This is a genomic window from Salmonella sp. GDC200615, from assembly GCF_050574145.1.
Taxonomy (GTDB): Bacteria; Pseudomonadota; Gammaproteobacteria; order Enterobacterales; family Enterobacteriaceae; genus Salmonella; species Salmonella enterica.
The window spans coordinates 273,633-300,228 of the sequence record NZ_CP192247.1 but is presented as its reverse complement, the minus strand read 5'-3'; the positions used below and the strand labels follow the sequence as shown (position 1 = coordinate 300,228).

Annotated in this window: 23 protein-coding genes and 2 pseudogenes; 13 read left to right on the top strand and 12 right to left on the bottom strand. The window is 55.1% G+C overall.

The genetic code is table 11. The features are described 5' to 3' along the window. The first annotated feature begins 396 nt into the window (after window positions 1-396). Together panM and ACQ29O_RS01365 are read left to right on the top strand one after the other, a co-directional pair. Window positions 397-780, top strand: a complete 384-nt coding sequence (gene panM / locus ACQ29O_RS01370; RefSeq protein ID WP_000778868.1) for an aspartate 1-decarboxylase autocleavage activator PanM — start codon at window positions 397-399, stop codon at window positions 778-780. Then, the gene (locus tag ACQ29O_RS01365; RefSeq protein ID WP_001517957.1) at window positions 758-892 is read left to right on the top strand and encodes a hypothetical protein; all 135 of its coding nucleotides are present in this window, start codon (window positions 758-760) and stop codon (window positions 890-892) included. The genes panM and ACQ29O_RS01365 overlap by 23 nt, the downstream gene beginning before the upstream one ends. An 83-nt stretch (window positions 893-975) precedes the next feature. On the opposite strand, the pseudogene livJ reads toward ACQ29O_RS01365, so the two are convergent. From livJ to ftsY, 5 genes and pseudogenes are all read right to left on the bottom strand, one after another. Beyond that, window positions 976-2,080: pseudogene (gene livJ / locus ACQ29O_RS01360) on the bottom strand (branched chain amino acid ABC transporter substrate-binding protein LivJ). 321 nt (window positions 2,081-2,401) lie between these two features. After that, on the bottom strand, window positions 2,402-3,256 hold the full coding sequence (gene rpoH, locus ACQ29O_RS01355; RefSeq protein WP_000159621.1) for an RNA polymerase sigma factor RpoH: 855 nt from the start codon (window positions 3,254-3,256) through the stop codon (window positions 2,402-2,404). Between the two features lie 245 nt (window positions 3,257-3,501). Continuing rightward, window positions 3,502-4,557 (bottom strand): permease-like cell division protein FtsX, encoded by a 1,056-nt coding sequence (ftsX, locus tag ACQ29O_RS01350; RefSeq protein ID WP_001081707.1) that lies wholly within the window; start codon window positions 4,555-4,557, stop codon window positions 3,502-3,504. After that, window positions 4,550-5,218 (bottom strand): cell division ATP-binding protein FtsE, encoded by a 669-nt coding sequence (gene ftsE / locus ACQ29O_RS01345; RefSeq protein ID WP_000617729.1) that lies wholly within the window; start codon window positions 5,216-5,218, stop codon window positions 4,550-4,552. Before ftsE ends, ftsX begins: the two co-directional genes overlap by 8 nt. Before the next feature lie 2 nt (window positions 5,219-5,220). Next, window positions 5,221-6,696, bottom strand: a complete 1,476-nt coding sequence (gene ftsY / locus ACQ29O_RS01340; RefSeq protein WP_001118683.1) for a signal recognition particle-docking protein FtsY — start codon at window positions 6,694-6,696, stop codon at window positions 5,221-5,223. Between the two features lie 125 nt (window positions 6,697-6,821). Here ftsY and rsmD point away from each other — a divergent pair, with 125 nt between their 5' ends. Together rsmD and ACQ29O_RS01330 are read left to right on the top strand one after the other, a co-directional pair. Then, the gene (gene rsmD / locus ACQ29O_RS01335; protein WP_000743277.1) at window positions 6,822-7,418 is read left to right on the top strand and encodes a 16S rRNA (guanine(966)-N(2))-methyltransferase; all 597 of its coding nucleotides are present in this window, start codon (window positions 6,822-6,824) and stop codon (window positions 7,416-7,418) included. After that, window positions 7,408-7,677: a DUF1145 family protein gene (locus ACQ29O_RS01330; RefSeq protein ID WP_000906759.1), complete on the top strand. Its 270-nt coding sequence runs from the start codon at window positions 7,408-7,410 to the stop codon at window positions 7,675-7,677. Before rsmD ends, ACQ29O_RS01330 begins: the two co-directional genes overlap by 11 nt. 21 nt (window positions 7,678-7,698) lie before the next feature. On the opposite strand, the gene ACQ29O_RS01325 is transcribed toward ACQ29O_RS01330, so the two are convergent. Beyond that, on the bottom strand, window positions 7,699-8,070 hold the full coding sequence (locus ACQ29O_RS01325; RefSeq protein WP_000042864.1) for a DUF2500 domain-containing protein: 372 nt from the start codon (window positions 8,068-8,070) through the stop codon (window positions 7,699-7,701). Window positions 8,071-8,211: 141 nt separating this feature from the next. On the opposite strand from ACQ29O_RS01325, the gene ACQ29O_RS01320 reads away from it, so the two are divergent. The 3 genes from ACQ29O_RS01320 to tcp all read left to right on the top strand — a co-directional run bounded on the left by ACQ29O_RS01320 (window position 8,212) and on the right by tcp (window position 12,957). Next, window positions 8,212-8,838, top strand: a complete 627-nt coding sequence (locus ACQ29O_RS01320) for a lysoplasmalogenase (RefSeq protein ID WP_000964735.1) — start codon at window positions 8,212-8,214, stop codon at window positions 8,836-8,838. Window positions 8,839-8,918: 80 nt separating this feature from the next. Further along, window positions 8,919-11,117, top strand: coding sequence for a Zn(II)/Cd(II)/Pb(II) translocating P-type ATPase ZntA (zntA, locus tag ACQ29O_RS01315; RefSeq protein ID WP_253336156.1), 2,199 nt, complete (start codon window positions 8,919-8,921; stop codon window positions 11,115-11,117). A 199-nt stretch (window positions 11,118-11,316) separates the two neighbouring features. Beyond that, a complete protein-coding gene (gene tcp / locus ACQ29O_RS01310; RefSeq protein WP_020937266.1) occupies window positions 11,317-12,957 on the top strand; it encodes a methyl-accepting chemotaxis citrate transducer in 1,641 nt (546 codons plus the stop codon). A gap of 23 nt (window positions 12,958-12,980) precedes the next feature. On the opposite strand, the gene tusA is transcribed toward tcp, so the two are convergent. Further along, a complete protein-coding gene (gene tusA, locus ACQ29O_RS01305; RefSeq protein WP_001541054.1) occupies window positions 12,981-13,226 on the bottom strand; it encodes a sulfurtransferase TusA in 246 nt (81 codons plus the stop codon). Between the two features lie 169 nt (window positions 13,227-13,395). Between tusA and ACQ29O_RS01300 the strand changes: the two genes are divergently transcribed. Together ACQ29O_RS01300 and ACQ29O_RS01295 are read left to right on the top strand one after the other, a co-directional pair. Further along, window positions 13,396-14,061, top strand: a complete 666-nt coding sequence (locus ACQ29O_RS01300; RefSeq protein WP_001746481.1) for a 7-cyano-7-deazaguanine/7-aminomethyl-7-deazaguanine transporter — start codon at window positions 13,396-13,398, stop codon at window positions 14,059-14,061. A gap of 72 nt (window positions 14,062-14,133) precedes the next feature. Then, window positions 14,134-14,691: a DcrB family lipoprotein gene (locus tag ACQ29O_RS01295; protein ID WP_001245277.1), complete on the top strand. Its 558-nt coding sequence runs from the start codon at window positions 14,134-14,136 to the stop codon at window positions 14,689-14,691. 3 nt (window positions 14,692-14,694) lie between these two features. Here the strand turns inward: ACQ29O_RS01295 and ACQ29O_RS01290 are convergent, their stop codons facing one another. Further along, window positions 14,695-15,954 (bottom strand): MFS transporter, encoded by a 1,260-nt coding sequence (locus tag ACQ29O_RS01290; RefSeq protein ID WP_077909766.1) that lies wholly within the window; start codon window positions 15,952-15,954, stop codon window positions 14,695-14,697. 89 nt (window positions 15,955-16,043) lie between these two features. Between ACQ29O_RS01290 and ACQ29O_RS01285 the strand changes: the two genes are divergently transcribed. From ACQ29O_RS01285 to nikR, 3 genes are all read left to right on the top strand, one after another. Next, window positions 16,044-17,093 (top strand): AI-2E family transporter, encoded by a 1,050-nt coding sequence (locus tag ACQ29O_RS01285; RefSeq protein ID WP_000179593.1) that lies wholly within the window; start codon window positions 16,044-16,046, stop codon window positions 17,091-17,093. A gap of 51 nt (window positions 17,094-17,144) precedes the next feature. After that, complete coding sequence (acpT, locus tag ACQ29O_RS01280) at window positions 17,145-17,723, top strand: 4'-phosphopantetheinyl transferase AcpT (protein ID WP_000284365.1); 579 nt, start codon at window positions 17,145-17,147, stop codon at window positions 17,721-17,723. 91 nt (window positions 17,724-17,814) lie between these two features. Beyond that, the gene (gene nikR, locus ACQ29O_RS01275) at window positions 17,815-18,216 is read left to right on the top strand and encodes a nickel-responsive transcriptional regulator NikR (RefSeq protein WP_001190057.1); all 402 of its coding nucleotides are present in this window, start codon (window positions 17,815-17,817) and stop codon (window positions 18,214-18,216) included. A gap of 88 nt (window positions 18,217-18,304) precedes the next feature. Here nikR and ACQ29O_RS01270 read toward each other — a convergent pair whose 3' ends face one another. From ACQ29O_RS01270 to ACQ29O_RS01255, 4 genes and pseudogenes are all read right to left on the bottom strand, one after another. Then, complete coding sequence (locus ACQ29O_RS01270) at window positions 18,305-19,429, bottom strand: ABC transporter permease (RefSeq protein WP_001214764.1); 1,125 nt, start codon at window positions 19,427-19,429, stop codon at window positions 18,305-18,307. Next, window positions 19,429-22,170 (bottom strand): annotated as a pseudogene (gene rbbA / locus ACQ29O_RS01265) (ribosome-associated ATPase/putative transporter RbbA). The gene ACQ29O_RS01270 and the pseudogene rbbA overlap by 1 nt, the downstream one beginning before the upstream one ends. Continuing rightward, the gene (locus ACQ29O_RS01260) at window positions 22,167-23,234 is read right to left on the bottom strand and encodes an HlyD family secretion protein (protein WP_045161957.1); all 1,068 of its coding nucleotides are present in this window, start codon (window positions 23,232-23,234) and stop codon (window positions 22,167-22,169) included. Before ACQ29O_RS01260 ends, rbbA begins: the two are co-directional and overlap by 4 nt. Before the next feature lie 305 nt (window positions 23,235-23,539). Further along, window positions 23,540-24,736: an NAD(P)/FAD-dependent oxidoreductase gene (locus ACQ29O_RS01255; protein WP_000439239.1), complete on the bottom strand. Its 1,197-nt coding sequence runs from the start codon at window positions 24,734-24,736 to the stop codon at window positions 23,540-23,542. A gap of 230 nt (window positions 24,737-24,966) precedes the next feature. Between ACQ29O_RS01255 and pitA the strand changes: the two genes are divergently transcribed. Then, window positions 24,967-26,463, top strand: coding sequence for an inorganic phosphate transporter PitA (gene pitA / locus ACQ29O_RS01250; protein ID WP_253336155.1), 1,497 nt, complete (start codon window positions 24,967-24,969; stop codon window positions 26,461-26,463). Window positions 26,464-26,596 lie beyond the last annotated feature (133 nt).

Sequence of the window (26,596 nt, the reverse complement as noted above, 5' to 3'; positions counted from 1 at the left end):
TTATATGTTTTGTTTTTGCTGGTTAAAAAGCAGACTGTACTTTTTATAAATGGTGCGCTTTTTACTGACTCATTAATGAGTTAGCGCAGCATTTAAAGCATAATAAGATTAAAATCTCTATTTTTCAGTCTATTAAGAAAAGATAATATTCTGCTTTTCGCTATAGATAAACAAAAAAAAGCACGCTTGTCAGCATAAAATAACGGCATATTAAGTGGAATAATTCACTAGCATTCAGGGAATTATGCTGCCTGTTTTCCATTCTCTAATGCTTCAAACTGTAATTATCGTTGTTAAAAAATTAATAACCTGGTAAATGACACAAAAAAGAGAAAGCATCTGGCCTGCCTGTTTCGGTACACTGATCGCATCTTTTGAAATCGGGACAAGCCGTCGATGAAGCTGACTATTCTTCGTTTAGAACACTTTAGCGCTCAGGATCAGATCGATCTGGGCAAAATCTGGCCGGAATATTCCGCCTCCTCATTAAGCGTAGATGAAACGCACCGGATTTATGCCGCGCGGTTTAACGAGCGTTTGTTGGGCGCCGTAAGAGTGACGCTGAGCGGAACGCAGGGCGCGCTGGATTCCTTACGCGTGCTTGAAATCACCCGTCGTCGCGGCGTCGGGCAATACCTGGTAGAAGAAGTCATCCGCGATAATCCCAACGTCTCGTCGTGGTGGATGGCGGATGTCGGTGTTGAAGACCGCAGCGTGATGGCCGCGTTTATGCAGGCGTTAGGTTTTACCGCCCAGCATGACGGCTGGGAGAAGCGCTAAAAGAAAGCCGGATGGCGCTGACGCTTATCCGGCCTACATGCCGGGAGAAAAGATAAAAACCACCTCGCAATTTTCCAAGAATTTCGCGTTGCAGGCAGGCGGCAAGTTATGAAATCCCCGGGAGCTTACATAAGTAAGTGACCGGGGTTGAATAACGTAGCCAACGCACCTGCAGCGCGAAAGGCGCCAGGAAAATCACTTGGCGTCTGTCGCCGTACCATTCGCATGCCAGTCAAACACGCCGAACTCAAATCCTTTCAGATCGCCTTTCTCATCCCACGACAGCGGTCCCATTACGGTGTCGACCGTGGCGCCTTTCAGGTATTTGGCAATTTCCGCCGGATCGTCAGACTGGTTCAGACCCGCCTGCAACGATTGCAGCGCGGCGTAGGTGGTCCAGACAAACGCGCCGCTAGGATCTTGTTTCTTGGCTTTGATAGCATCCACAATCGGTTTGTTCGCCGGGACCTGGTCGTAGTTCTTCGGTTTGGTGACCAGTAAGCCTTCCGCTGACTCTCCGGCGATGTTAGACAGCGACACGTTCGCCACCCCTTCCGGCCCCATAAACTGGGTTTTCAGCCCTGCGGCGCGGGACTGGCGCAGGATCTGCCCCATTTCCGGGTGATAACCGCCGTAGTAGACAAAGTCGATATTCTCTTTTTTTCAGACGCGCTACCAGAGTGGAGAAATCTTTTTCGCCGGCGGTGATGCCGTCAAAGAATACGACGTTAACGCCGCCTTTCTTCAGACCGTCCTGCACCGCGCGCGCCAGCCCTTCGCCGTACTGCTGCTTATCGTGGATAATCGCGATGCGCTGCGGTTTTACCTTCTCCAGAATATACTTTGCCGCCGTTGGCCCCTGGTCAGAGTCCAGACCGGTGGTGCGCAAAACCAGCTTATAGCCGCGTGCGGTCAGCTCCGGCGCGGTCGCCGCCGGGGTTATCATCAGGATGCCTTCGTCTTCGTAGATATCAGAGGCTGGCTGTGTGGAAGAGGAGCATAAGTGTCCGATAACATACCTGATGCCGTCGTTCACCACTTTGTTAGCGACAGCTACCGCCTGTTTCGGGTCGCAGGCGTCGTCATATTTCACCGCGACGAGCTTATCGCCTTTAATACCGCCTTTCGCATTGATATCGGCAATTGCCTGCTCCGCACCGGTAAACTCCTGGTCGCCATACTGCGCCACCGGACCGGACATCGCGCCGACAACCGCGACTTTAATGTCCTCTGCGAATGCCATATGGCTTAATGACAGGGCGATACATCCTGCCAATAACGTTTTACCCTTCATATTCATCCTGATAATCCCCATTATTCTGGTTGTTACGTGTGTTGTGGTGTTATTGTTCAGCACTTTATTTCGATTATTGGCTAGCTACCCGTGCTTTAGCAGCATACTCCGCTAAAACATACCCGATTTTTATTATTTTGGAATAGCTAAATTTACATTCAGATAACAGATTTGTGTCGGTGGGGGAGAGGAAGGGTCCGTAGGCCCGATAAGCGAAGCGCCATCGGGCAAACGTGTTGCCGGATGGCAGGGTAAACGCCTTATCCGGCCTACAAAAAACAAAACCCCCGAATTCACATTCGAGGGTTCATTGGCAATTCGCGAAGATTACGCTTCGATCGCAGCGCGAAGCTTTTTCATGGCGTTCTTTTCAAGCTGGCGCACACGCTCAGCGGAGACGCCGTAACGATCGGCCAGCTCCTGCAACGTAGACTTATTGTCTTCGTCCAGCCAGCGAGCGCGGATAATATCCTGGCTACGCTCGTCGAGCCCCTGCATCGCGTCGGTCAGTCGGTTGGCGGCCTGCTCTTCCCAGTTATCGTCTTCAATGCCGTCGGCAAAGTTAGACGATTTATCCTGCAGATACAGCACCGGCGCCATTGGCTGGCTGTCGGACTCATCGTCCGAAGACATGTCAAACGTCATGTCCTGCGCCGCCATACGCGACTCCATCTCACGCACGTCTTTACTGGAAACACCCAGTTCGCGCGCCACCATTTCAACCTCATCCTGATTAAACCAGCCCAGACGCTGCTTGGTTTTACGCAGATTAAAGAACAGCTTACGCTGCGCTTTCGTGGTTGCGACTTTAACGATACGCCAGTTACGCAGCACGTATTCGTGAATTTCTGCTTTAATCCAGTGTACGGCGAAGGAAACCAGGCGCACGCCTACTTCCGGGTTAAAACGACGTACGGCTTTCATCAGGCCGATGTTGCCTTCCTGGATCAAATCCGCCTGCGGCAGACCATAGCCCGCATAGTTACGAGCAATATGAACAACAAAGCGCAGGTGAGACAGGATCAGCGTTTTAGCTGCTTCCAGATCGCCCTGGTAATGCAGCCTTTCAGCCAATGCCCGCTCCTCGTCAGCCGATAACATCGGCCACGCGTTCGCCGCCCGGATATAAGATTCCAGGTTGCCAACAGGGGCTAAAGCTAAATTTTGCATTTCTTTGGTCATTCAAATCCTCTCAATCAGTATTGCCTGGCACCGTCAGCGAGCAACAACCGTGCCAAAGCCGATGAGCAACGAGAATATCATCCACTCTTTTATCAGACAGTGATTTTATCCACAAGTTCAATGTAACACTGTGCATAATTTACACACATAATGTGACATGAAGATGAAACGCGGGGAAGAGACAACAGGGACTCTTTCCCTGCGAACGGAAGCCCATTGCAGGGAAAGATTATACCACGATTTTATCAATCGGGAGTAAAGTGACGTAAATGTTGCACCGTAGCCAACCAGGCGGCGATCCAGCCAATCATGGAACAGACCAGCAGCAGCAACAGGCACTCATCGAACGATAAGCCATTGAGATCAAACTTCGTGCCGAAGACCTGCGCCACTTCAGTCACCGCCGATGATAAACGCATCACCAAAATTTCAGACAATATCAGTGAAAGAAACGCGCCGGAAAAACCGAGCAACGCGCCGCCGTAGAGGAACGGACGCAGGATAAAGCCATCGGTCGCGCCAATCAGCTTTTGCACGTTAATGGTGTCGCGACGGGCAAAAATGCTCAGGCGCACGCTGTTGCCGATAACGAGGAAGACCGCCGCGACCATCAGCACGCCGATCATCGCCGACACGCGGCCCACCAGCCCGGTGAGCGCCGCCAGGCGCGCAAACCAGCTATCATCCATGCGGACTTCGTCAATGCCGTTAATCTGCGAGATACGGTCGCGCAGCGTATTAAGCGAGGCGGTACTCTGGAAGTCCAGCTTGGGGATCACCACTGCCACCGCCGGTAGCGGGTTCTCTTCCAGCATGTCCAGCGCGCCGCCAAAACCCGACCAGTTGCGGAATTCTCCCAGCGCGTCCTCACGGGACAGGTAGTTGACCTTCTCAACGCCCTGCTCGGCCTGAAGCTGTCCAACAACCCGCGCCGCCGCGTCATCATCCAGCGTTTTTTGCAGATAAACGGTGATCTGCGGCGACGGATAATACTGAGTCGCCGCCTGGTTGACGTTCTTATAGACCATGTAACAGACGCTGGGCAGCGTCAGGGAGATGGCGATCACCATCACCGTCAGAAACGTCGCCAGCGGTTTGCTTTTCAGATCTTGCAGCGCGCCGTGCCAGGCATAGCGCACCTGTTCATTAAAGACATTCGTTTTACGTGAGTTCGGTTTCGGTGTCGGCTTCTGGCGTCCTGGCGCGTTGCGCCCGCCGCCTGTTCCGCCGCGAGACTTACGCAGTCGATCCAGCCGTCCGCCGAACTGCCTGATTTGGTTAATCGCGTCGCGCCTATTCATTGGCCAGGCCTCCATGCAGATGTCCATCGCTCAGGACGAGCTGCCTATAGGAACGACGGGAGATAAGTCCAATATCGTGCGTCGCCATCAGTACCGTCACCCCTACGCGGTTAAACTCTTCAAACAGACGTAAAATCCCTTCCGACAACGCGTCGTCCAGGTTCCCGGTCGGTTCATCCGCCAGCAATACCGCTGGCTTATTGACCACCGCGCGGGCGATGCCCACGCGCTGTTGTTCGCCTCCGGAGAGTTGAATCGGGAAGTTTCTCGCTTTGTCCAGTAGTCCAACCTTATCCAGCGCCGCCGACACACGACGACGGATATCATCGCCGCTGGCGCCGGCAATGATTAACGGTATCGCCACATTGTCATAGACCGTGCGATCCATCAGCAGATGGTGATCCTGGAAAATCATCCCAATCTGGCGGCGCAAAAACGGCACTTCGCGGTTTTTCAGGCGCGTAATATCATGCCCGCTGAAGAAGATTTTGCCGGCGCTGGGCCGCTCAATCCCACAGATTAGCTTCAGCAGGGTACTTTTCCCCGCGCCGGAGTGGCCGGTCAGAAACGCCATCTCGCCTGGCCGCATATGGAATGTCACTCCCTGCAGCGCTTGTCTCCCGCCGAGATAGGCCTTGCTGACATGTTCAAAGCGAATCATTGTTAATCCTCTCGGGCAAAAAGTGCCTCAATAAAATCGTCCGCCTTAAACGGACGCAAATCCTCGATACGTTCGCCCACGCCAATGTAACGGATAGGAATGCCAAACTGGTCAGCTACCGAGAAAATCACCCCGCCTTTCGCCGTACCGTCCAGCTTGGTCAGGGTAATACCGGTTAAGCCTACCGCTTCATGGAACAGTTTGGCCTGGCTTACCGCGTTCTGTCCGGTGCTGGCGTCAATGGTCAGCATAACTTCATGTGGCGCTTCTTCGTCCAGCTTTTTCATGACGCGAACGATTTTTTTCAGCTCTTCCATCAGGTGCGACTTGTTCTGCAGACGCCCTGCCGTATCGGCAATTAACACATCCACATTACGCGCCTTCGCGGCCTGGATAGCGTCAAAAATCACCGAGGCGGAGTCCGCGCCGGTATGCTGGGCGATAACCGGAATGTTGTTACGCTGTCCCCAGACCTGTAGCTGTTCGACCGCCGCCGCGCGGAAAGTATCCCCCGCCGCCAGCATCACTGATTTACCCTGCTGCTCAAACTGGCGTGCCAGTTTACCGATAGTAGTGGTTTTACCCACGCCGTTCACGCCAACCATCAGAATAACAAAAGGCGTTTTACCTTCAATATTAAGCGGTTCGTCTACCTTCGCCAGAATCTCGCCCATCTCGTCTTTCAACAGACCATACAGCGCCTCGGCATCTTTAAGCTGTTTGCGGCTGGCGCCTTCCGTCAGATTAGCGATAATCTTACGCGTGGTTTCCACCCCGACATCAGCGATGAGCAACTGCTCTTCCAGCTCCTCGAACAAATCATCGTCGATTTTCTTGCCGCGGAACAGACTGATAAATCCGGAACCGAGATTTTCTTTGGTTTTCAGCAGACTGCGTTTCAGGCGGGCAAAGAAACCTTCTTTAGTCGGTTTTTCCTGCTCCTGAACGATCGCTTCCACCGGCTCGTCTTCTTCCGCCGGCGGAACAACCATCACCGCCTCTTCCGCCGCCTGAGCGGCCAGCGCCTGCGCTTCCAGCTCTTCGTCGGTGAATTTCGCCGCGTTTTCGCCCTCTTCTTCTACCGCGGCAATGACCTCTACGGTTTCCGCTTCGGCCTGCCACTCTTCCGGCGAGATAGCCTCGTCTTTGACCTCTTCCGGCAGCGGCAATTCCTCGCGTTCCACCGCGATCTGCGGCGCTGCCATCTCAATGGCCGCCGCGGGCTCCGGCTCTACCGGCTGCGGTTTTTCGCTCTCCTGAACTTTCTCAGTAACGTCCACCACCTCTTCCGCAAAGGCTTCGGTTTCTGCTTTGCTGTGCGCGGGCGTTTGCGCGTCTACGTCTGCCGCCGTTTCAACAGGGGGCTCAACCGGTCGTTGTTCCTCAACAATCTGCTGTTCTTCGGTCTGTTCCTGCTTCTGCTCTTTATCACCGAAGCCCAACCAGGAAAAGAAGCCACGTTTTTTCTGTTTTGCCATCTGCGACTACACCCCTCGCGGCGCTATATACATGGAAGCTAAAAAAATGATGAAATAGTCTATCACTTAACTTAATTCACATCACCGCCTGGAATAACTTGCAACAGGCGGTTCGAGCAAGAGAAATGAAAAAACCGACTCACTCTGGCAGCGGCCAAATCCGCATTATTGGCGGGCAATGGCGTGGCCGTAAATTACCGGTTCCGGACAGCCCGGGTCTGCGTCCCACCACCGATCGCGTGCGCGAAACGTTATTTAACTGGCTGGCTCCGGTAATGGTAGACGCCCATTGTCTGGATTGCTTTGCCGGCAGCGGCGCGCTGGGTCTGGAAGCGCTATCACGTTATGCGGCCCAGGCAACGTTACTGGAAATGGATCGCGCCGTATCGCAGCAGTTGCAAAAAAATCTGGCGACGCTGAAAGCCAACAATGCTCGCGTCGTCAATACCAATACTCTGACCTTCCTCAGCCAGCCGGGGACGCCGCATCACGTCGTCTTTGTCGACCCGCCGTTTCGTAAAGGGCTGCTGGAAGAGACGTTACAATTGCTGGAAACCCAGGGATGGCTGGCCGACGACGCGCTAATCTACGTAGAAAGCGAGGTGGAAAACGGTCTGCCGCCCGTTCCGGCGAACTGGGCATTGTATCGAGAAAAGGTGGCCGGACAGGTCGCTTATCGTCTGTATCAGCGTGACGCGCAAGGAGAAAATGATGTTGATTAATCTGGGCCGCTTATTAATGCTCTTCGTGTGGGCATTTTTGATTCTTAATCTGGTGCATCCCTTCCCGCGCCCGCTCAATATCTTCGTCAACGTGGCGTTGGTGTTCATGGCGCTGATGCACGGTATGCAACTGGCGCTGCTGAAATCAACGATACCGAAAGAGGGTCCGCAGATGACGACGGGAGAGAAAATCCGCATTTTCCTGTTCGGCGTGTTTGAGCTGCTGGTCTGGCAGAAGAAGTTTAAGAACAAAAAATAATGTTTGCTGCCGGATGACGGTTTATTCGTTATCCGGGGTACGGCTAACAAACCCGACGAACCGCGTTCCCTTATAGCTCAGCGTACCTTGATCGCCCACCGTCAAAGCGTGGTACTGCTGCGCTTGTAAACGGAACGTTTTTTCGAGACCGCCATTGAGCGGCTTAAAACTGGCCTCATAGCGCATACTGGTTCCCGCCGGGCTCACTTCCTGCTGGCGAGAGCGTCGGTCGTTAACCGGCTTCTCCCGTTTACTGCTGACCACGACCAGCTTTTGCTGTAACGGCGCCGCCTCATTAGCGTCTTTTTCCCGCCGTTGCTGAACGAAGCGGAACGACGCGGCAACTACGATTAATGCGATGATTATAATGAAGAAAAGCGGTGGCTTACTCATACTGTTAACCTGTCAGAAAATGCGGAAATAAGCATACCCTGCCCGTTATAGTGTTGTCATCTGACCGTCACGGCCTCTACACTGAATAATAGAGCCGCAAGCATACCGTTTGCGAAAAAATAACGAATTCAAGGAATTAAGATGCTTTGGTCGTTTATCGCTGTCTGCCTGTCCGCATGGCTGTATGTGGACGCCTCCTATCGCGGGCCAGCCTGGCAACGCTGGGTTTTTAAGCCCGTCACGTTATTACTATTGCTGTTACTGGCCTGGCAAGCGCCGATGTTTGACGCCATCAGTTATCTTGTGTTGGCCGGACTGTGCGCCTCGCTGGTCGGCGATGCGTTAACGCTCTTACCGCGTCAACGCCTGCTGTACGCCGTCGGGGCATTTTTCTTATCGCATCTGCTCTACACCATTTACTTTGCCAGCCAAATGACGTTGTCGTTCTTCTGGCCGCTGCCGCTGGCGTTACTGATAGTCGGCGCGTTGCTTATCGCCGTTATCTGGACGCGACTGGAGGAGCTACGCTGGCCGGTATGTACTTTTATCGCCATGACGCTGGTCATGGTCTGGCTGGCGGGCGAACTGTGGTTCTTCCGCCCAACGGCGCCAGCCCTTTCGGCCTTTACCGGCGCGACGCTGCTGTTCATCGGCAATATCGTCTGGCTGGGTAGCCATTACCGCCGCCGTTTCCGGGCGGATAACGCGATTGCCGCCGCCTGCTACTTTGCAGGACACTTCCTGATTGTTCGCTCGCTGTACCTGTAAATAATAGCGCTTGACTCTGGAGTCGACTCCAGAGTGTATCCTCCGGTTAATGAGAAAATTATCATCAACCGGAGGACGTTATGTCGACCCCTGATACCGATGGCAAAAAAGTCCCGCCCTTTACCTCCTTCAGATTAGCCCCGGCAATACAGAAGGCCGATAGCTGCTGCTGCGAAGAACATTGCGCGTCCAGCGCGCCTGTTTCTACTGCCGTGGCAGGCACGCGCTATACCTGGAAAATCTCCGGCATGGACTGCGCCGCCTGCGCCCGAAAAGTGGAGAATGCGGTCCGCCAAATTCGCGGCGTCAACCAGGCGCAAGTGCTGTTCGCCACCGAAAAGTTAGTGGTCGATGCCGACGCCGACCTCCGCGCGCAAATTGAACGCGCCGTACAGAAGGCGGGTTATACCTTGCGTAGCGAAGATTCGCGCGACGCCGCGCCTGAATCTCGTCTTAAAGAGAACCTGCCGCTTATTACGCTGATCATTATGATGGCGATAAGCTGGGGGCTGGAGCAATTTAACCACCCGTTCGGCCAACTGGCCTTTATCGTCACCACTCTGGTCGGTCTGTATCCTATTGCCCGCCAGGCGCTGCGGCTGATGAAAAGCGGCAGTTGGTTCGCTATTGAAACGCTGATGAGCGTCGCCGCCATTGGCGCGCTGTTTATAGGCGCGACGGCGGAGGCAGCAATGGTATTGCTGCTGTTTCTCATCGGCGAGCGCCTGGAAGGATGGGCCGCCAGCCGCGCCCGTAAAGGCGTCAGCGCGTTAATGGCGCTTAAACCGGAAACGGCGACCCGTCTGCGCGACGGCGTACGGGAAGAGGTCGCGATTAATACCCTGCGACCGGGCGATATTATCGAAGTCGCCGCCGGGGGGCGTTTACCCGCCGACGGTAAACTGGTTTCCGGTTTCGCCAGCTTTGATGAAAGCGCGCTCACCGGCGAGTCTATCCCGGTGGAGCGCGCAACGGGCGACAAAGTCCCGGCAGGCGCGACCAGCGTTGACCGTCTCGTCACCCTGGAGGTGTTATCTGAACCTGGCGCCAGCGCGATTGACCGTATCCTGACGCTGATTGAAGAGGCGGAAGAGCGCCGTGCGCCTATTGAGCGGTTTATTGACCGTTTCAGCCGCATCTATACGCCAGTCATTATGGTCATCGCGCTGCTGGTGACGCTTATTCCGCCGCTGATGTTCGATGGCGGCTGGCAGGAGTGGATTTATAAAGGGCTGACGCTGCTATTAATCGGTTGCCCGTGCGCGCTGGTGATCTCCACGCCCGCGGCCATTACCTCCGGGCTGGCGGCGGCGGCACGGCGCGGCGCATTGATTAAAGGCGGCGCAGCGCTGGAGCAACTGGGCCGTATCACGCAGGTCGCCTTTGATAAAACCGGTACGTTGACCATTGGTAAACCACGGGTGACGGCGATTCATCCGGCAAGCGGTATCAGCGAGGCTGAACTGTTGGCGCTGGCGGCAACCGTAGAACAAGGCGCTACGCACCCGCTGGCACAGGCTATTATCCGCGAAGCGCAGACACGCGATCTGGCGATCCCAACGGCGGAATCGCAGCGAACGCTGGCCGGCACCGGAATTGAAGCGCAGGTTAACGGCGAACGTATTCTGATTTGCGCGGCGGGGAAACAGCCTGCGGCGGCGTTTGCCGGGCAAATTAGCGAACTGGAAAACGCCGGGCAGACGGTGGTTCTGGTGCTGCGTAACGAGACCGTACTTGGCGTCCTCGCCCTCCAGGATACATTGCGTGACGATGCGCGCGACGCCATCCGCGACCTGCATCAGTTAGGCGTTAACGGCGTGATTCTGACCGGCGATAACCCACGGGCGGCGGCAGCGATTGCCGGCGAGCTGGATCTGGCGTTTAAAGCCGGGCTACTGCCGGAAGACAAGGTGCGGGCAGTCACCGCCCTTAACCAACAAGCGCCGCTAGCGATGGTGGGCGACGGCATTAACGATGCGCCCGCGATGAAAGCCGCCAGTATCGGAATTGCGATGGGCAGCGGTACTGACGTCGCGCTTGAAACGGCTGACGCCGCCCTTACTCATAACCGTCTGCGCGGGTTAGCGCAGATGATTACGCTGGCGCGCGCTACCCACGCGAATATCCGGCAGAACATCACCATTGCGCTGGGGCTGAAAGCCATTTTCCTGGTGACGACGCTACTTGGTTTTACCGGGCTATGGCTGGCAATCCTGGCGGATACGGGAGCCACGGTATTGGTGACCGCCAACGCGCTACGTTTGCTGCGTAAAAACTAATCTTCTCCCGCCCGGCGGCGTCGTGTCGCCGGGTTATCCCGCGGTATTCCTTTCTTTGTACATATTATTCACGCGAAAATTATTTATTTTCTATTACTTATCAAACCATTAATCAGAAATAGCGTGATTTGATGTAAGGTTAATTTTTATCCAACCGATATTGATCATACCGTCTACAAAATAAGGAATGTTAGGCACTATGAAAAATATCAAAGTCATCACCGGCGTTATCGCGACGCTGGGCATATTTAGCGCCTTATTGCTGGTGACAGGAATACTGTTTTATTCCGCCGTCAGCAGCGATCGGCTGAATTTCCAGAATGCGAGCGCACTGAGTTACCAACAACAGGAACTGGGCGGCAGTTTTCAGACATTGATCGAAACCCGCGTTACCATTAACCGCGTGGCGATACGCATGTTAAAAAATCAGCGCGATCCCGCCTCGCTGGACGCCATGAACACGCTGTTAACCAATGCTGGCGCGTCGCTCAACGAAGCGGAAAAACATTTCAACAACTACGTGAACTCCGAAGCGATCGCGGGCAAAGATCCGGCGTTGGATGCCCAGGCCGAAGCCAGCTTTAAGCAGATGTATGACGTTTTGCAGCAGTCTATCCACTATCTTAAAGCCGATAATTACGCCGCCTATGGCAACCTTGACGCGCAAAAAGCGCAGGATGACATGGAGCAGGTATATGACCAGTGGCTCTCTCAAAATGCGCAATTAATAAAATTAGCCAGCGATCAGAATCAGAGCAGCTTTACCCAGATGCAATGGACGCTGGGGATAATTCTACTTATCGTACTCATCGTGCTGGCGTTTATCTGGCTGGGGCTGCAACGCGTTCTACTCCGCCCGCTGCAACGGATTATGGCGCACATTCAAACGATCGCCGACGGCGATCTTACCCATGAGATAGAGGCCGAAGGACGCAGTGAAATGGGCCAACTGGCCGCCGGTCTTAAAACGATGCAGCAGTCGTTAATCCGTACCGTCAGCGCGGTGCGCGATAACGCGGACTCTATCTATACTGGCGCAGGCGAAATTTCCGCCGGCAGCAGCGACCTCTCTTCCCGTACCGAACAACAGGCCTCGGCGCTGGAGGAGACCGCCGCCAGCATGGAACAGTTAACCGCCACGGTACGGCAAAACACCGATAACGCACGCCAGGCGACGGGTCTGGCGAAAACCGCATCAGAAACCGCGCGTAAAGGAGGACGCGTGGTGGATAACGTAGTGAACACCATGAACGATATCGCCGAAAGCTCGGAAAAAATCGTGGACATCACCAGCGTGATTGACGGTATCGCCTTCCAGACTAATATCCTGGCGCTGAACGCCGCGGTAGAGGCCGCCCGCGCCGGCGAACAGGGGCGAGGATTCGCGGTCGTGGCCGGAGAGGTACGCACGTTGGCCAGCCGTAGCGCGCAGGCCGCCAAAGAGATCAAAGTACTGATTGAAAACTCCGTGTCGCGCATTGATACCGGCTCTACGCAGGTACGCGAAGCGGGAGAAACCATGAAAGAGATCGTTAACGCCGTGACCCGCGTGACCGATATTATGGGCGAAATCGCCTCTGCCTCCGATGAGCAAAGCAAAGGCATTGAGCAGGTGGCGCAGGCGGTATCGGAAATGGACAGCGTGACGCAGCAAAACGCCTCGCTGGTAGAGGAATCCGCAGCAGCAGCGGCGCTGGAAGATCAGGCTAACGAACTTCGTCAGGCGGTCGCCGCGTTCCGCATCCAGAAACAACCTCGTCGGGAGGCGTCGCCGACGCCGTTAAGCAAAGGCTTAACGCCACAGCTCGCCGCAGAACAGGCGAACTGGGAAAGCTTCTAATCAGAATGCTATCTGCCGTGCGGTTAATGCGCTTTACGCAATAAATAGCGGTACGGCAGACCCTCCGTCTCTTGCGCCAGCAAATCGTGTTCCATAAAGGTACAGAACCCCGGAATATCACGCGTCGTCGCCGGATCGTCGGCGATAATCAGCAATGTTTCGCCAGTTTGCATGTTGCGCACCGTTTTGCGCACCATCATTACTGGTTCAGGGCAACGCAGCCCCAGGGCGTCGAGCGTATGGTCAGGGGAGGAAAACAGATCGCTCATCTTCGTCTCAATGGTAGAAAAACGGCGATATTTTACGCCCATCTTCGTCAGTAAGCCAGGCAGGTTAACGATTGCGTGAAAATTAGCCATTGCAATGCCAGCGCAAAACAGTATTATGCGGCGGTTCTTTATTGGGTTCCCTCACCCCATCCAACAAAAAGGTCACAATATGACTCCGTTTACACAATCACAGCGCGTAAAAGCGTTGTTCTGGCTATCGCTATTCCATTTACTGGTGATCATTTCCAGTAACTATCTGGTGCAGCTCCCCATCACTATTTTTGGTTTCCACACGACCTGGGGCGCGTTTAGTTTTCCTTTTATTTTTCTTGCCACCGATCTTACCGTGCGTATTTTTGGCGCACCGCTGGCGCGCCGCATTATCTTCGCCGTCATGATCCCTGCGCTGCTGGTGTCGTATGTGGTGTCATCGCTGTTCTATATGGGCGCCTGGCAAGGTTTCGCCGCGTTGGCGAACTTTAATCTGTTTGTCTCCCGTATCGCCGCCGCCAGCTTTATGGCCTACGCGCTGGGACAGATCCTTGATGTCCATGTGTTTAACCGCCTGCGCCAAAATCGTCGCTGGTGGCTGGCGCCGACCGCTTCAACGCTGTTTGGCAATATCAGCGATACCCTTGCCTTTTTCTTCATTGCGTTCTGGCGAAGCCCCGATGCCTTTATGGCCGAACACTGGATGGAAATTGCGCTGGTGGATTATTGCTTTAAGGTGCTCATCAGCATTATTTTCTTCCTGCCGATGTACGGCGTTCTACTGAATATGTTGCTGAAAAAGCTGGCAGATAAATCTGAAATTTCCCCATTACCGGCAAGTTAAAGGTTCGTTTTCCGAGTTGTGATAAGATGAGCGAATGAGCCGTTATGGCCGTTTATCGAAAGGAAGAAGTCAATGCGCAATTTGGTTAAATATGCCGGTATTGGCCTGCTGGTTATGGGGCTTGCGGCCTGTGATAACAACGATACAAAAGCGTCGGCAGAAAGCGCCGCCGCAGAAAGCCAGGCCTCCGGCCAGCCCATCAGCCTGATGGATGGCAAACTCAGTTTCTCGCTGCCGGCGGATATGACCGATCAAAGCGGTAAGCTGGGCACCCAGGCGAATAATATGCACGTTTATTCTGACCCGACGGGCCAGAAAGCGGTGATTGTTATCGTCGGCGATAATACCGATGAAGCGTTGCCGGTGCTGGCAAACCGCCTGCTTGAGCAACAGCGTAGCCGCGACCCGCAGCTTCAGGTGGTCACCAATAAGTCTATTGAGCTCAAAGGCCATACGTTGCAACAACTGGACAGCATTATCTCCGCGAAGGGCCAGACGGCGTATTCTTCCATCGTGCTGGGCAAAGTGGATAACCAATTGCTGACGATTCAGGTCACGCTGCCTGCGGACAATCAGCAAAAAGCGCAAACCACGGCTGAAAACATCATCAATACGTTGGTTATTAAGTAACCTTTACGACGATGATGCGGCCTCCGGCAGTGCAGACGGAGGCCGTTTTTTTAAGCGCCAGGTCAGCAATAGCGCCATCGCTACCAGCCCGGCCGCCGCCAGATAAATCACCGGCACGCCCGCCCAGGTCATCACCAGCCCCGCCAGCGGCCCGGTAACCCCCAAAGACATATCCATAAAGACGGTATAGGTCGCCAGCGCCGCGCCCTGGTTCTGCGGCGGCACGGCTTTGACGGCCACCACGCCCAGCGCCGGAAAGACCAGCGAAAACCCCATCCCCGTGAGTAAAACGCCGATTTTTGCCATCCACGGCATGGCTGCCGTCCCCACCAGTAACAGACCAATAATCTTCACGCCAAAGCAGATCATGGCGACATTCAACCCGCCTAAACGATTGATGCCGTTAGGGAACAGCAAACGCGTGCCGACAAACGCGACGCTAAATAACGTAAGCGCAAAGGCGGCGCCATCCCAACCTTTAGCATCATAAAATAAGGTAATAAACGTCGCGATGACGCCAAACCCTGCCGAGGCCAGCGCCAACGCCATACCATACAGCCAGACACGCCCCAGCACCGCGCGAAACGGCAGCGGCTTGCCTTTGTTCGCCTTCACCGACGGACGTGGAAGGGCTAACAGTACCGCCAACAGCGCCACGCCCATCACCGTTAGCGCCAGTCCCTGTAACCCGCCCCAGGCATAACACAGCACGCCCAGCGGCGCGCCCATCGCCATTGCGCCGTAGGTGACGATACCGTTCCAGGAGATGACCCGACCAATATGCAACGACCCGACGACGCCGACGCCCCATAGTGTCGAACCGGTGCCGGCAAAACTTTGCCCAATCCCCAAAATCACGCGACCCAGCCCCAGTAGCAACAAACTGATCATCGGCCAGGCGCTGGCGATATCCGCCAGCAGGTAGCCGAGTCCGCTTAAAAAACAGCCGCATAAGCCAAAGACAACGATTTTTTTCGGCCCTAATACATCCGCATACCGCCCGGCATGGGGACGGCTTAACAGAGTGGCGAAGTATTGCAGGCTGATAATAAGCCCCGCCCAGAACGCGCTGAATCCCATCGCATCATGCACATAGCCGGGCAAGACGGCGAGCGGCAGGCCGATGGTCAGGTAGCTGGCAAAGTTAAACATCACAATGGAGACAATACGCAGATTGAGGCGCAATCCGTTTAGCGCCGGTTCAGCGACGGGTTCGGGCATGAGTATCACCGCATTTTTACAACATGTTTTCTTTTCTATCATGGCGCGCGGTGAAAATCAGTAGTGAGATTCAGATTATCGGTATCAGGGCAGCCGCTACACTTAGAAAAAAACACAACAAGGAAAACTTCATGGCAACCGCTCAACCCGACAAAACGGGTATGCATATTCTGCTGAAACTGGCCTCCCTGGTTATTATTCTCGCCGGGATTCATGCCGCGGCGGGTATTATTGTACAACTCTTGCTGGCGCTCTTTTTCGCCATCGTTCTTAACCCATTAGTGACCTGGTTTATTCGTCGGGGCGTGAAGCGACCGCTGGCGATTACTATCGTGGTGGTTGTCATGCTGATCGTGCTTACCGCGCTGGTGGGTGTGCTTGCCGCATCGCTTAATGAATTTATCGCTATGCTGCCTAAATACAGCAAGGAGCTGACGCGTAAGGTCTTACACCTTCAGGAGTTAATGCCCTTCCTGAATTTACATATGTCGCCGGAACGTATGCTCCGCGGGATGGATTCCGATAAAATCATGCTCTTCACCACAACATTAATGACCGGCGTATCGGGCGCGATGGCAAGCATTGTGCTGCTGGTAATGACCGTGGTTTTTATGCTGTTTGAAGTGCGTCACGTGCCTTATAAATTACGTTTCGCGCTAAACAATCCACAAATTCATATTGCCGGCCTGCACCGCGCCCTGAAAGGCGTCTCGCATTATCTGGCGCTGAAAACGCTGCTCAGTCTATGGACGGGCGCGATTATCTGGCTGGGGCTGGCGTTAATGGATATTCAGTTTGCGCTAATGTGGGGCGTACTGGCCTTTTTGCTCAATTACGTTCCTAATATCGGCTCGGTGATTTCCGCCGTTCCCCCCATGATTCAGGCGCTGTTATTTAACGGTTTTTACGAGTGCGTACTGGTCGGAGCGCTCTTTTTGCTGGTCCATATGGTGATTGGCAACATTATGGAGCCACGCATGATGGGCCATCGTCTGGGAATGTCCACGCTGGTGGTATTTCTTTCGTTATTGGTCTGGGGATGGCTATTAGGCCCGGTCGGGATGCTCTTGTCCGTTCCTTTGACCAGCGTCTGCAAAATCTGGATGGAAACCACTAAAGGCGGCAGCAAACTGGCGATCTTACTGGGGCCAGGCCGACCGAAAAGCCGTTTACCGGGATGAGGCGACAGATGCTACAATCTCCTCTTCTTCATAGGCAACGTTGGTCCTGATATGTACCAGATCGTTCTGGGAAAAGTGTCAACATTAAGCGCAGGTCAATTGCCCGACGCGTTAATCGCTCAGGCGCCGCAGGGCGTTCGCCGGGCAAGCTGGCTGGCCGGGCGCGTGCTGCTTTCCCGTGCGCTCTCGCCGCTACCGGAGATGGTGTATGGCGAACAGGGTAAACCGGCTTTTTCCGCCGGAACGCCGCTGTGGTTTAACCTCAGCCATAGCGGCGACACTATTGCTCTGTTGCTTAGCGACGAAGGTGAAGTCGGCTGCGATATTGAAGTGATCCGCCCGCGCGATAACTGGCGTTCGCTGGCAAATGCGGTATTCAGCCTCGGCGAACATGCTGAAATGGAAGCGGAACGTCCGGAGCAACAACTGGCGGCATTCTGGCGTATCTGGACGCGTAAAGAAGCCATCGTAAAACAACGCGGCGGCAGCGCCTGGCAAATCGTCAGCGTGGACAGCACGTTGCCCTCTGCCTTGTCGGTCAGCCAGTGTCAGCTCGATACGCTCAGTCTGGCAGTCTGTACCCCCACACCGTTTACGCTGACGCCGCAGACGATAACGAAAGCGCTATGACACATTAATTTTTCCCTCTGGCGGCGGACGTGTGTTACAAAATGCGGAGCTTCCCATGCGCCGACGCGCCATACCAAAAGGTTTAAGTCAGATGCAACGTGTCACCATCACCCTCGATGACGATTTACTGGAAACGCTGGACAGCCTGAGCCAGCGACGCGGCTATAACAATCGCTCCGAAGCGATCCGTGATATTCTGCGCGGCGCTCTGGCGCAGGAGGCCACTCAGGAACACGGCACACAGGGTTTCGCGGTACTTTCATATGTTTATGAACATGAGAAACGGGATTTAGCCAGCCGCATCGTCTCCACCCAGCATCATCATCATGATTTATCCGTCGCCACGCTGCACGTCCATATCAACCACGATGACTGTCTGGAGATCGCCGTTCTGAAGGGCGATATGGGCGACGTACAGCATTTTGCCGATGATGTTATCGCCCAGCGCGGCGTGCGCCACGGCCACTTGCAGTGTTTGCCGAAAGAAGACTAACGCCGGGGGCGCTTCGCTTGCCCGGCCTACGTTCGCACGTCGTCGTTTGTAGGCCGGATGAGGCGCAGCCGCCATCCGGCAATAATGTTTACGCCATTGTGCCAATCGTTTTTCTGAAGCGTAACAGCGCTATCAGGAAGAACACGCCGCCTATCGCCAGCAGGGTCAGGAACTGCGGCCAGACGATACTCAAACCTGCGCCGCGATAAAGAATAGCCTGGGCAAGGCTGACAAAATGCGTCGTCGGCATGGTCAGCATAATATCCTGCACCGCCTGCGGCATACTTTCGCGCGGCGTGGAACCGCCGGAAAGCATTTGTAGCGGTAACAGTACCAGAATCATTAATAACCCCAGTTGCGGCATCGAACGGGCGATGGTGCCCATAAAGATCCCAATTGAAGTGGTGGCGAACAGGCTCAGCGCCACGCCCAACATAAACAATGGGATCGATCCTTCAATCGGCACGCCAAGCACGCCTTTCACCATCAGCATCAAAGACAAACCGGAAACCACCAGCACGACCAGCCCCATCGACCACACTTTCGCCATCATGATCTCAAAGGGCGTGACCGGCATCACCAACAGATGCTCTACCGTGCCGTGTTCTCGCTCGCGGATCAGCGCCGATCCGGTCAGCACTATCGCCAGCATGGTAATGTTGTTGATAATCGCCATCACGCCGCCAAACCACGCCGGGTCCAGATTCGGGTTAAAGCGCATCCGAATCTCCAGCGACACCGGCTGAACGTTATCTCCCCGCGCGCGCGCCACAAAGCTGTTGACCTCGCCGCTAATAATATTCTGGATATAACTGTTGCCGGTAAACGCCTGGCTCATGCGCGTCGCATCGACGTTAACCTGAATATCAGGCTGACGTCCGGCCAGCACATCACGCTGGAAATTCGGCGGAATATTGACCGCAAAGGTATAGCGTCCGGCATCCAGTCCGGCATCCATTTCCGTTGCCGTAATCATCTCCGGCGGCAGAAACCACGGGCGGTAAAAACTATTCACAATACGGTTCGACAACTGTGACTGATCCATATCGGCGATGGCGATAGGGGCAAGATGCAACGAACCGGGCAGGACGGTAGCGGAGGAGTAAACCGAAATCGTAAAGGCGAAGACGATCAGCGACAGCATCGCTTTGTCGCCCAGCAGACTGCGCAGTTCTTTAACGCCGAGATTATAAATATTACGTAATCCGCGCATTACCCCTCCTGTTTTTTCAGCAGCAGAATGCTCAGACCCATCACCACCGGGACGGCAATCAGTAACGGCATAAATAACGGCCAGAGATCGGACAGATCCAACGCTTTGGAAAACGTCCCGCGCGCGATCGTCAGAAAATGGCTGGTCGGGTAGATCTCGCCGATCCATCTTCCCGGTCCTTCCAGCGAAGCCACCGGATCGATCATGCCGGAAAATTGTGTTGCCGGAATGAGGGTAATAATCGACGTCCCAAAAATAGCGGCGATTTGGCTCTTCATAAACGTGGAGATCAGCAGCCCCAGACCGGTGGCGATGATGACGTAAAGTAGCGCCGCGAGGGTAAGCGTGAGAAAGCTGCCTTTCAGCGGCACGCCGAACACAAAGACCGACAGCGCGCACAGTAGCAAGAAGTTCAGCATACCCAGCGCGATATACGGCAGTTGTTTACCCAGCAAAAATTCGCTGCGCGTCGTCGGCGTTACGTACAGATTAATTATCGACCCCAGCTCTTTCTCCCGCACCACGCTCAGGGCGCTAAGCATTGACGGGATCATCATGAGCAGCAGCGGAATGACCGCCGGAACGATAGCGGGCAGACTTTTCACATCCGGGTTATAGCGATAGCGCGTTTCAATGTTGAGCAGCCCGGTCTGTTTAACCGGGTTCGGCTGACGACTTGCCGCCTCCTGCAGCCAGCTTTGGTGCATCGCCTGAACGTACCCCTTCACCGTCTCGGCGCGGCTGGGCATGGCGCCATCCACCCAGACGCCAATCTGCGCTGGCGTACCGCGAGCAATATCGCGGCCAAAATTAGGCGGGATCTCAATGGCAACCGCCAACTCTCCCGAACGCATCCGCCGGTCAAGCTCGTCATAGCTGGCGAGCGGCGGCTGTTCGATAAAATAGCGCGATCCCGCCAGATTGAGCGACCATGCCTAGCTGCTGACGGTTTGATCGCGATCGAGTACGGCAAAACGCAGGTTCTCCACGTCCATACTGATGCCATAGCCCATAATCAGCATCAGAATTACCGTTCCCAGCAGCGCCAGCGTCGAGCGTACCGGATCGCGGCGTAGCTCCAGCGCTTCGCGGCGACTGTAGCTGAACAAACGCCGGAAGCTCAATCCCTGCCGCGACGGTTTACCTGACGCGGCGGGCGTCTGGGATGGCGGTATTGGGGTTTCAGGCGCCGCTCCCGCAGCTTCCTGTAGCCAGGAAATAAACGCCGCTTCCAGATTGGCCGCGCCCCGCTGTTGCACCAATTCCTGCGGCGTACCGCTGGCGAGCACTTTACCGGCGTGCATCAATGACATTCGGTCGCAACGTTCCGCTTCGTTCATAAAATGGGTCGAGATAAAAATCGTCACCTTATCCTGACGCGAAAGATCGACCATAAGCTGCCAGAACATATCCCTGGCGACCGGATCAACGCCGGACGTTGGCTCATCAAGAATCAGCATTTCCGGGCGATGGATCACCGCTACCGCCAGCGATAAACGCTGGCGGATACCGAGCGGCAATGAAGCAGGGAGCGTATCTTCCACCTCCGTTAGCATAAAGCGTTCGATCATCTGCGCGACGCGCGCCGGGATCTCCGCTGGCGGAATATGAAACAGGCGGGCATGAAGTTCCAGATTCTGCCGCACGGTGAGTTCGTTATAGAGCGAAAAAGCCTGCGACATATACCCGACCCGGCGACGGGTATCGATGTCGTTCGGGTCCACCGGCTGGCCAAATAGCCAGGCCTGACCTTCGCTGGCGGGAAGCAGACCGGTCAGCATTTTCATGGTGGTCGATTTGCCGCAACCGTTTGAACCGAGGAAGCCAAAAATCTCGCCGCGCGGAATGCGGAAATTAACATGGTCAACCGCGACGAACTTACCGAAGCGCATGGTCAGATCTTTCGCCTCAATGGCAATCTCTTCCTGCTCAGCGTGATACGGCGGGATCACCACTGGCTTATGCGCCTGGCGCTGCGCTTCTGGCAACAGGGCGATAAACGCCTGTTCCAGCGTCGCGCTATGGGTTTTTGCCCGCAGTTGCTGCGCGCTGCCGGTTGCCAGTATCTCGCCCGCATTCATCGCCACCAGCCAGTCAAAACGCTCCGCCTCTTCCATATAGGCCGTTGCGACCAACACGCTCATATTGGTCTGGCGCTGGCGGATACTGTCGATTAAGTCCCAGAACTGAGCGCGGGAGAGCGGGTCCACGCCGGTGGTAGGCTCATCAAGAATCAGCAATTCCGGGTCATGAATCAGCGCACAGCACAGCCCCAGCTTTTGTTTCATCCCACCGGACAGCTTCCCGGCAGGACGGTCACGAAACGGTGCCAGGCCCGTGCTGTTCAGCAGCTCGGTAATACGCGCTTCACGTTCAGCTTTGTCATGACCAAAGAGACGAGCAAAAAAATCGACGTTCTCATAAACCGATAACGTGTGATAAAGGTTTTTCCCCAGCCCCTGCGGCATCCAGGCGATGCGCGGACAGACGTCGCGGCGATGTTTCGCATCGCGCATATCCCCGCCCAGGACGATAACGTTCCCTTGCTCAATCACCCGCGCGCCAGAAATCAGCGACAGCAGGCTCGACTTACCCACCCCGTCCGGACCAATCAGCCCGACCATACTACGGGCGGGAATGTCCAGCGTGATATTGTTCAGCGCGGCTGTTTTTCCGTAATGCTGGCTCACCCCCTCAAGCTGCGCCACGGGAGGAACAGGCACCAGCTTCAGCGACGTCATTGCGACAGCCTCACGCTTAGAGCGTCAGGCCAGGGCACGCGCTCATCCAGACGAACCCAGGCCATTCCCGGCAAACCGGTTTTGACATATTCCAGATGCTGTCGCAGTAGCTCTGGCGGAATACGCGCTTTGACGCGGAACATCAGCTTCAGTCGTTCATCGTGGGTTTCCACGGTTTTGGGCGTGAACTGCGCCACGCTGGCGACAAAACTGATCGTCGCCGGAATACGCAGATCCGGCGCGGCGTCCAGCACCAGTCGCGCTTCGCCGCCGATCTTCAACAACCCCGCCTGTTCGGTCGGCAGGAAAAATGTCATATAAACATCGCTGAGATCGACCATGTTCAACACCCGGCCGCCAGCCGATAACACTTCGCCCGGCTCCGCAACGCGGTACTGCACGCGTCCATCGCGCGGCGCTTTTAATTCGCTGTCGTCGATGTCGGCGACAATACGCCGCTCGGTCGCCTGCGCCGCTTCCACGCGCGTTTGCGCCTGGATAATACTGGTACGCGCCGCTTCAATCGCCGCTTTTGCCGCAGATACCTGCGCTTTGGCGGTCTCCAGGGCGGCGCGCGCGCTTTCCGCCGCCGCGCGATCGTCATCTAACTGTTGTACAGATACCGCGCCACGCTGCGACAGCGAACGAGAACGCACGTGACGTTTAGAGACGGAGTCCAGCTCAGCTTCCCGCTGTTTGACGACCGACTGCGCGGCGCGCATTTCACTCTGGCGTTGCTCCAGCAAAGCACGGGCGGCGGCAACCGCGCTCTCGGCCTCTTTAATCTGCGCAATCGCCTCCAGCCGCAGCTCCTGCAGCACGCGGGTATCCATTTTCGCCAGCACCTCGCCCTGACGAACGAACTGCCCTTCCGAAACGAGGATGGTATCAATACGCCCGGCAATCTTAGTGGCAATATCCACTTCGGTGGCTTCAATTCTGCCGTTGCTGGCGGCAAATCCCTCCGGTATTCCCGCAGGGCGCAGCATCCACCAGGCTATCGCGGCCACCGCTACAAGAATCCCCGCTCCCCACCACACCAGATGACGCTTCATTTTGTCCATAATCGACCCGCCGTAATCCCTGTTGTCTAACCATGCGTGTCACAAAATCCGCCGGGCGTGCGCTCAGCGGGGGTTTCCATTCGGGATAAGAATGAAAAAAGAAAAGGGGCCAGACGACGAACAGACGCCGATGAAGCGCTCGCCGTCAAAGGGAGTGAATGATGTAGGTACCCGGAAAAGAGGGAGTAATGTTGTCATCATCAGCGTTCCTGGCCGTAAATGAAACACGCATACTCATAACTGCTATAAATCGATACTAACACCTCTGTCCGGGATGTCTATTCGCTTATTGTTTGTAATGGTACTTAGCGTTTTGCCGCCAAATCCTGCGCGCAGGCCCAGGCGCTCGACCACGCCCACTGGAAGTTATAGCCGCCCAACCAGCCGGTGACGTCCATCACTTCGCCGATAAAATAGAGACCCGGCACGCGGCGCGCTTCCATAGTCCGCGATGATAGTTCGTTTGTATCCACGCCGCCCAGCGTCACTTCCGCTGTCCGATAGCCTTCGGTGCCGTTAGGCTGCACTTGCCAGGCCGTAAGCGTGTCAACCAACGCCTGCTGGTCACGAACGTTCAACTGTCTGAGCGATACATCCGGGATCTGCCCCAACTGTTGTAAACACTCCACCAACCGTTTCGGCAAATGCATCGCCAGCGTGTTCTTCAGACTCTGGTTCGGGTGCGCGTTACGCTGTTCATTGAGAACATCTTCCAGCGAGAGGTCCGGCAATAAGTTAATGCTCACTAACTCGCCCGGTTGCCAGTAGCTGGAAATCTGTAAAACGGCGGGGCCGGACAGCCCACGATGGGTAAAAAGTAGGTTTTCCCGAAATACCGTGCCATTGCGGGCGGTAATCACGCAGGGCACAGAGACGCCAGACAGCGTCTGGAGCTGTTCTAACAGCGGCTTATGTAGCGTAAAGGGCACCAGCCCGGCGCGCGTCGGCAACACCTTGAGACCAAACTGTTCGGCGATTTTATAGCCAAACGGTGATGCGCCAAGCCCCGGCATCGACAGGCCGCCGCTGGCAATCACCAACTTTTGCGTAGTCACCGTCTCGCCGTTCAACGCCAGTATGAAACCCGACTCATCACGCTCGACGCTCAATACCTCGCTACGCAGGCGCATCGTTACGCCGCCTTTGCCGCACTCGGCAACCAGCATATCGACAATGCGTTGGGCGGAATCATCGCAAAAAAGCTGTCCCAGCGTTTTCTCATACCAGGCTATCCCATACCTGCCGACCAGATCGATAAAGTCCCACTGGGTATAGCGGGCTAATGCTGATTTGCAAAAATGGGGGTTCTGGCTCAAATACGCAGCAGGCTCAACATAAAGATTAGTAAAGTTGCAGCGTCCACCACCGGACATGAGGATTTTACGTCCTGGCTTCTTGCCATTATCGATGAGCAGCACGCGGCTACCCGCCTGTCCTGCCTGCGCGGCGCAAAACATGCCCGCTGCGCCAGCGCCTATAATAACGGCATCAAACCTTTCCACGTCGCCTTCCTCTCTCAAATTCGGGCGGGAATTGTAAAGTTTCCTCAGTGGTCGCACCAGCGCGAAAAGCGCCTGAAAATGGTATTTATCTGAAATATATAAGATAATTCTTTAGTGATATCAAACAAAGCACGAAGTACATCAAAAAAAGTCTATATTTCACTTTGCCCGCGCCGCCAAAGTCACTGATAATGCGCCGCGTTCATGTCCTCAAAATGGCGTAACGTCCTATGCTACATTTGTTTGCTGGCCTGGATTTACATACCGGGCTTTTATTATTGCTTGCTCTGGCTTTTGTGCTGTTCTACGAAGCGATTAACGGCTTCCATGACACAGCCAATGCAGTCGCAACCGTGATTTACACCCGTGCGATGCGTTCGCAGCTGGCGGTTGTCATGGCGGCGGTGTTTAACTTTTTTGGCGTTTTGCTGGGGGGTCTCAGCGTGGCGTATGCCATTGTGCATATGCTACCGACGGATCTCCTGCTCAACATGGGTTCCGCGCACGGCCTCGCTATGGTCTTTTCCATGTTGCTGGCGGCGATTATCTGGAACCTCGGTACCTGGTATTTCGGGTTGCCGGCGTCCAGTTCCCACACGCTGATTGGCGCCATTATCGGCATCGGTTTAACCAATGCGATGATGACCGGCACGTCAGTGGTGGATGCGCTTAACATCCCGAAAGTTATCAATATTTTCGGTTCACTCATTATCTCCCCTATTGTCGGTCTGGTATTCGCCGGCGGTCTGATTTTCTTGCTGCGCCGCTACTGGAGCGGTACTAAGAAACGCGCCCGTATCCACCTGACGCCAGCCGAACGTGAAAAGAAAGACGGCAAGAAAAAGCCGCCGTTCTGGACGCGTATCGCGCTAATCCTCTCAGCTATCGGCGTGGCGTTTTCGCATGGCGCGAACGATGGTCAGAAAGGCATTGGCCTGGTCATGCTGGTGCTGATTGGCGTCGCGCCTGCGGGTTTCGTGGTCAATATGAATGCCTCCAGCTACGAAATCACCCGTACGCGCGATGTTATCAACAATGTCGAAACGTACTTTGAGCAGCGTCCTGACCTGCTGAAAGCCGTCACCGGCGTTGACCAACTGATTCCGTCTCCGGAACCGGGCGCGACTGAACCGACTGAATTCCACTGCCATCCGGCTAACACCATTAACGCGCTTAACCGTGCGAAAGGGATGCTGGCAAACGTGGAAAGCTACGACAAGTTAAGCGTTGAACAGCGTAGTCAGTTGCGTCGCATTATGCTGTGCATTTCCGACACGACCGACAAAGTCGTGAAATTGCCTGGCGTAAGCAGCGATGACCAGCGCCTGCTGAAAAAGCTGAAGACCGATATGTTAAGCACCATTGAGTATGCGCCGGTGTGGATCATTATGGCAGTGGCGTTGGCGCTGGGTATTGGTACGATGATCGGCTGGCGTCGCGTGGCGACCACTATCGGCGAGAAAATTGGTAAAAAAGGCATGACGTATGCGCAGGGAATGTCGGCGCAGATGACGGCGGCAGTCTCTATCGGTCTTGCCAGCTACACCGGTATGCCAGTTTCTACCACTCACGTACTCTCCTCTTCAGTGGCGGGAACCATGGTCGTTGATGGCGGCGGGTTGCAGCGTAAAACCGTGACCAGCATTCTGATGGCCTGGGTATTTACGTTACCGGCGGCGATTATTCTTTCCGGCGTGCTGTACTGGCTTTCCCTGGAGATTATTTAAGCCAAATGGGCCAGAGGACGCTGTCGCTAATCCGGCCTGTCAGGATGAAACGACACAGGCCTGACAGGCCGCTACAAGCGGCGTCATCCGGGAGGCTTATCTAACACAAGCGGGTCAGGAAACTGGCCCGCTT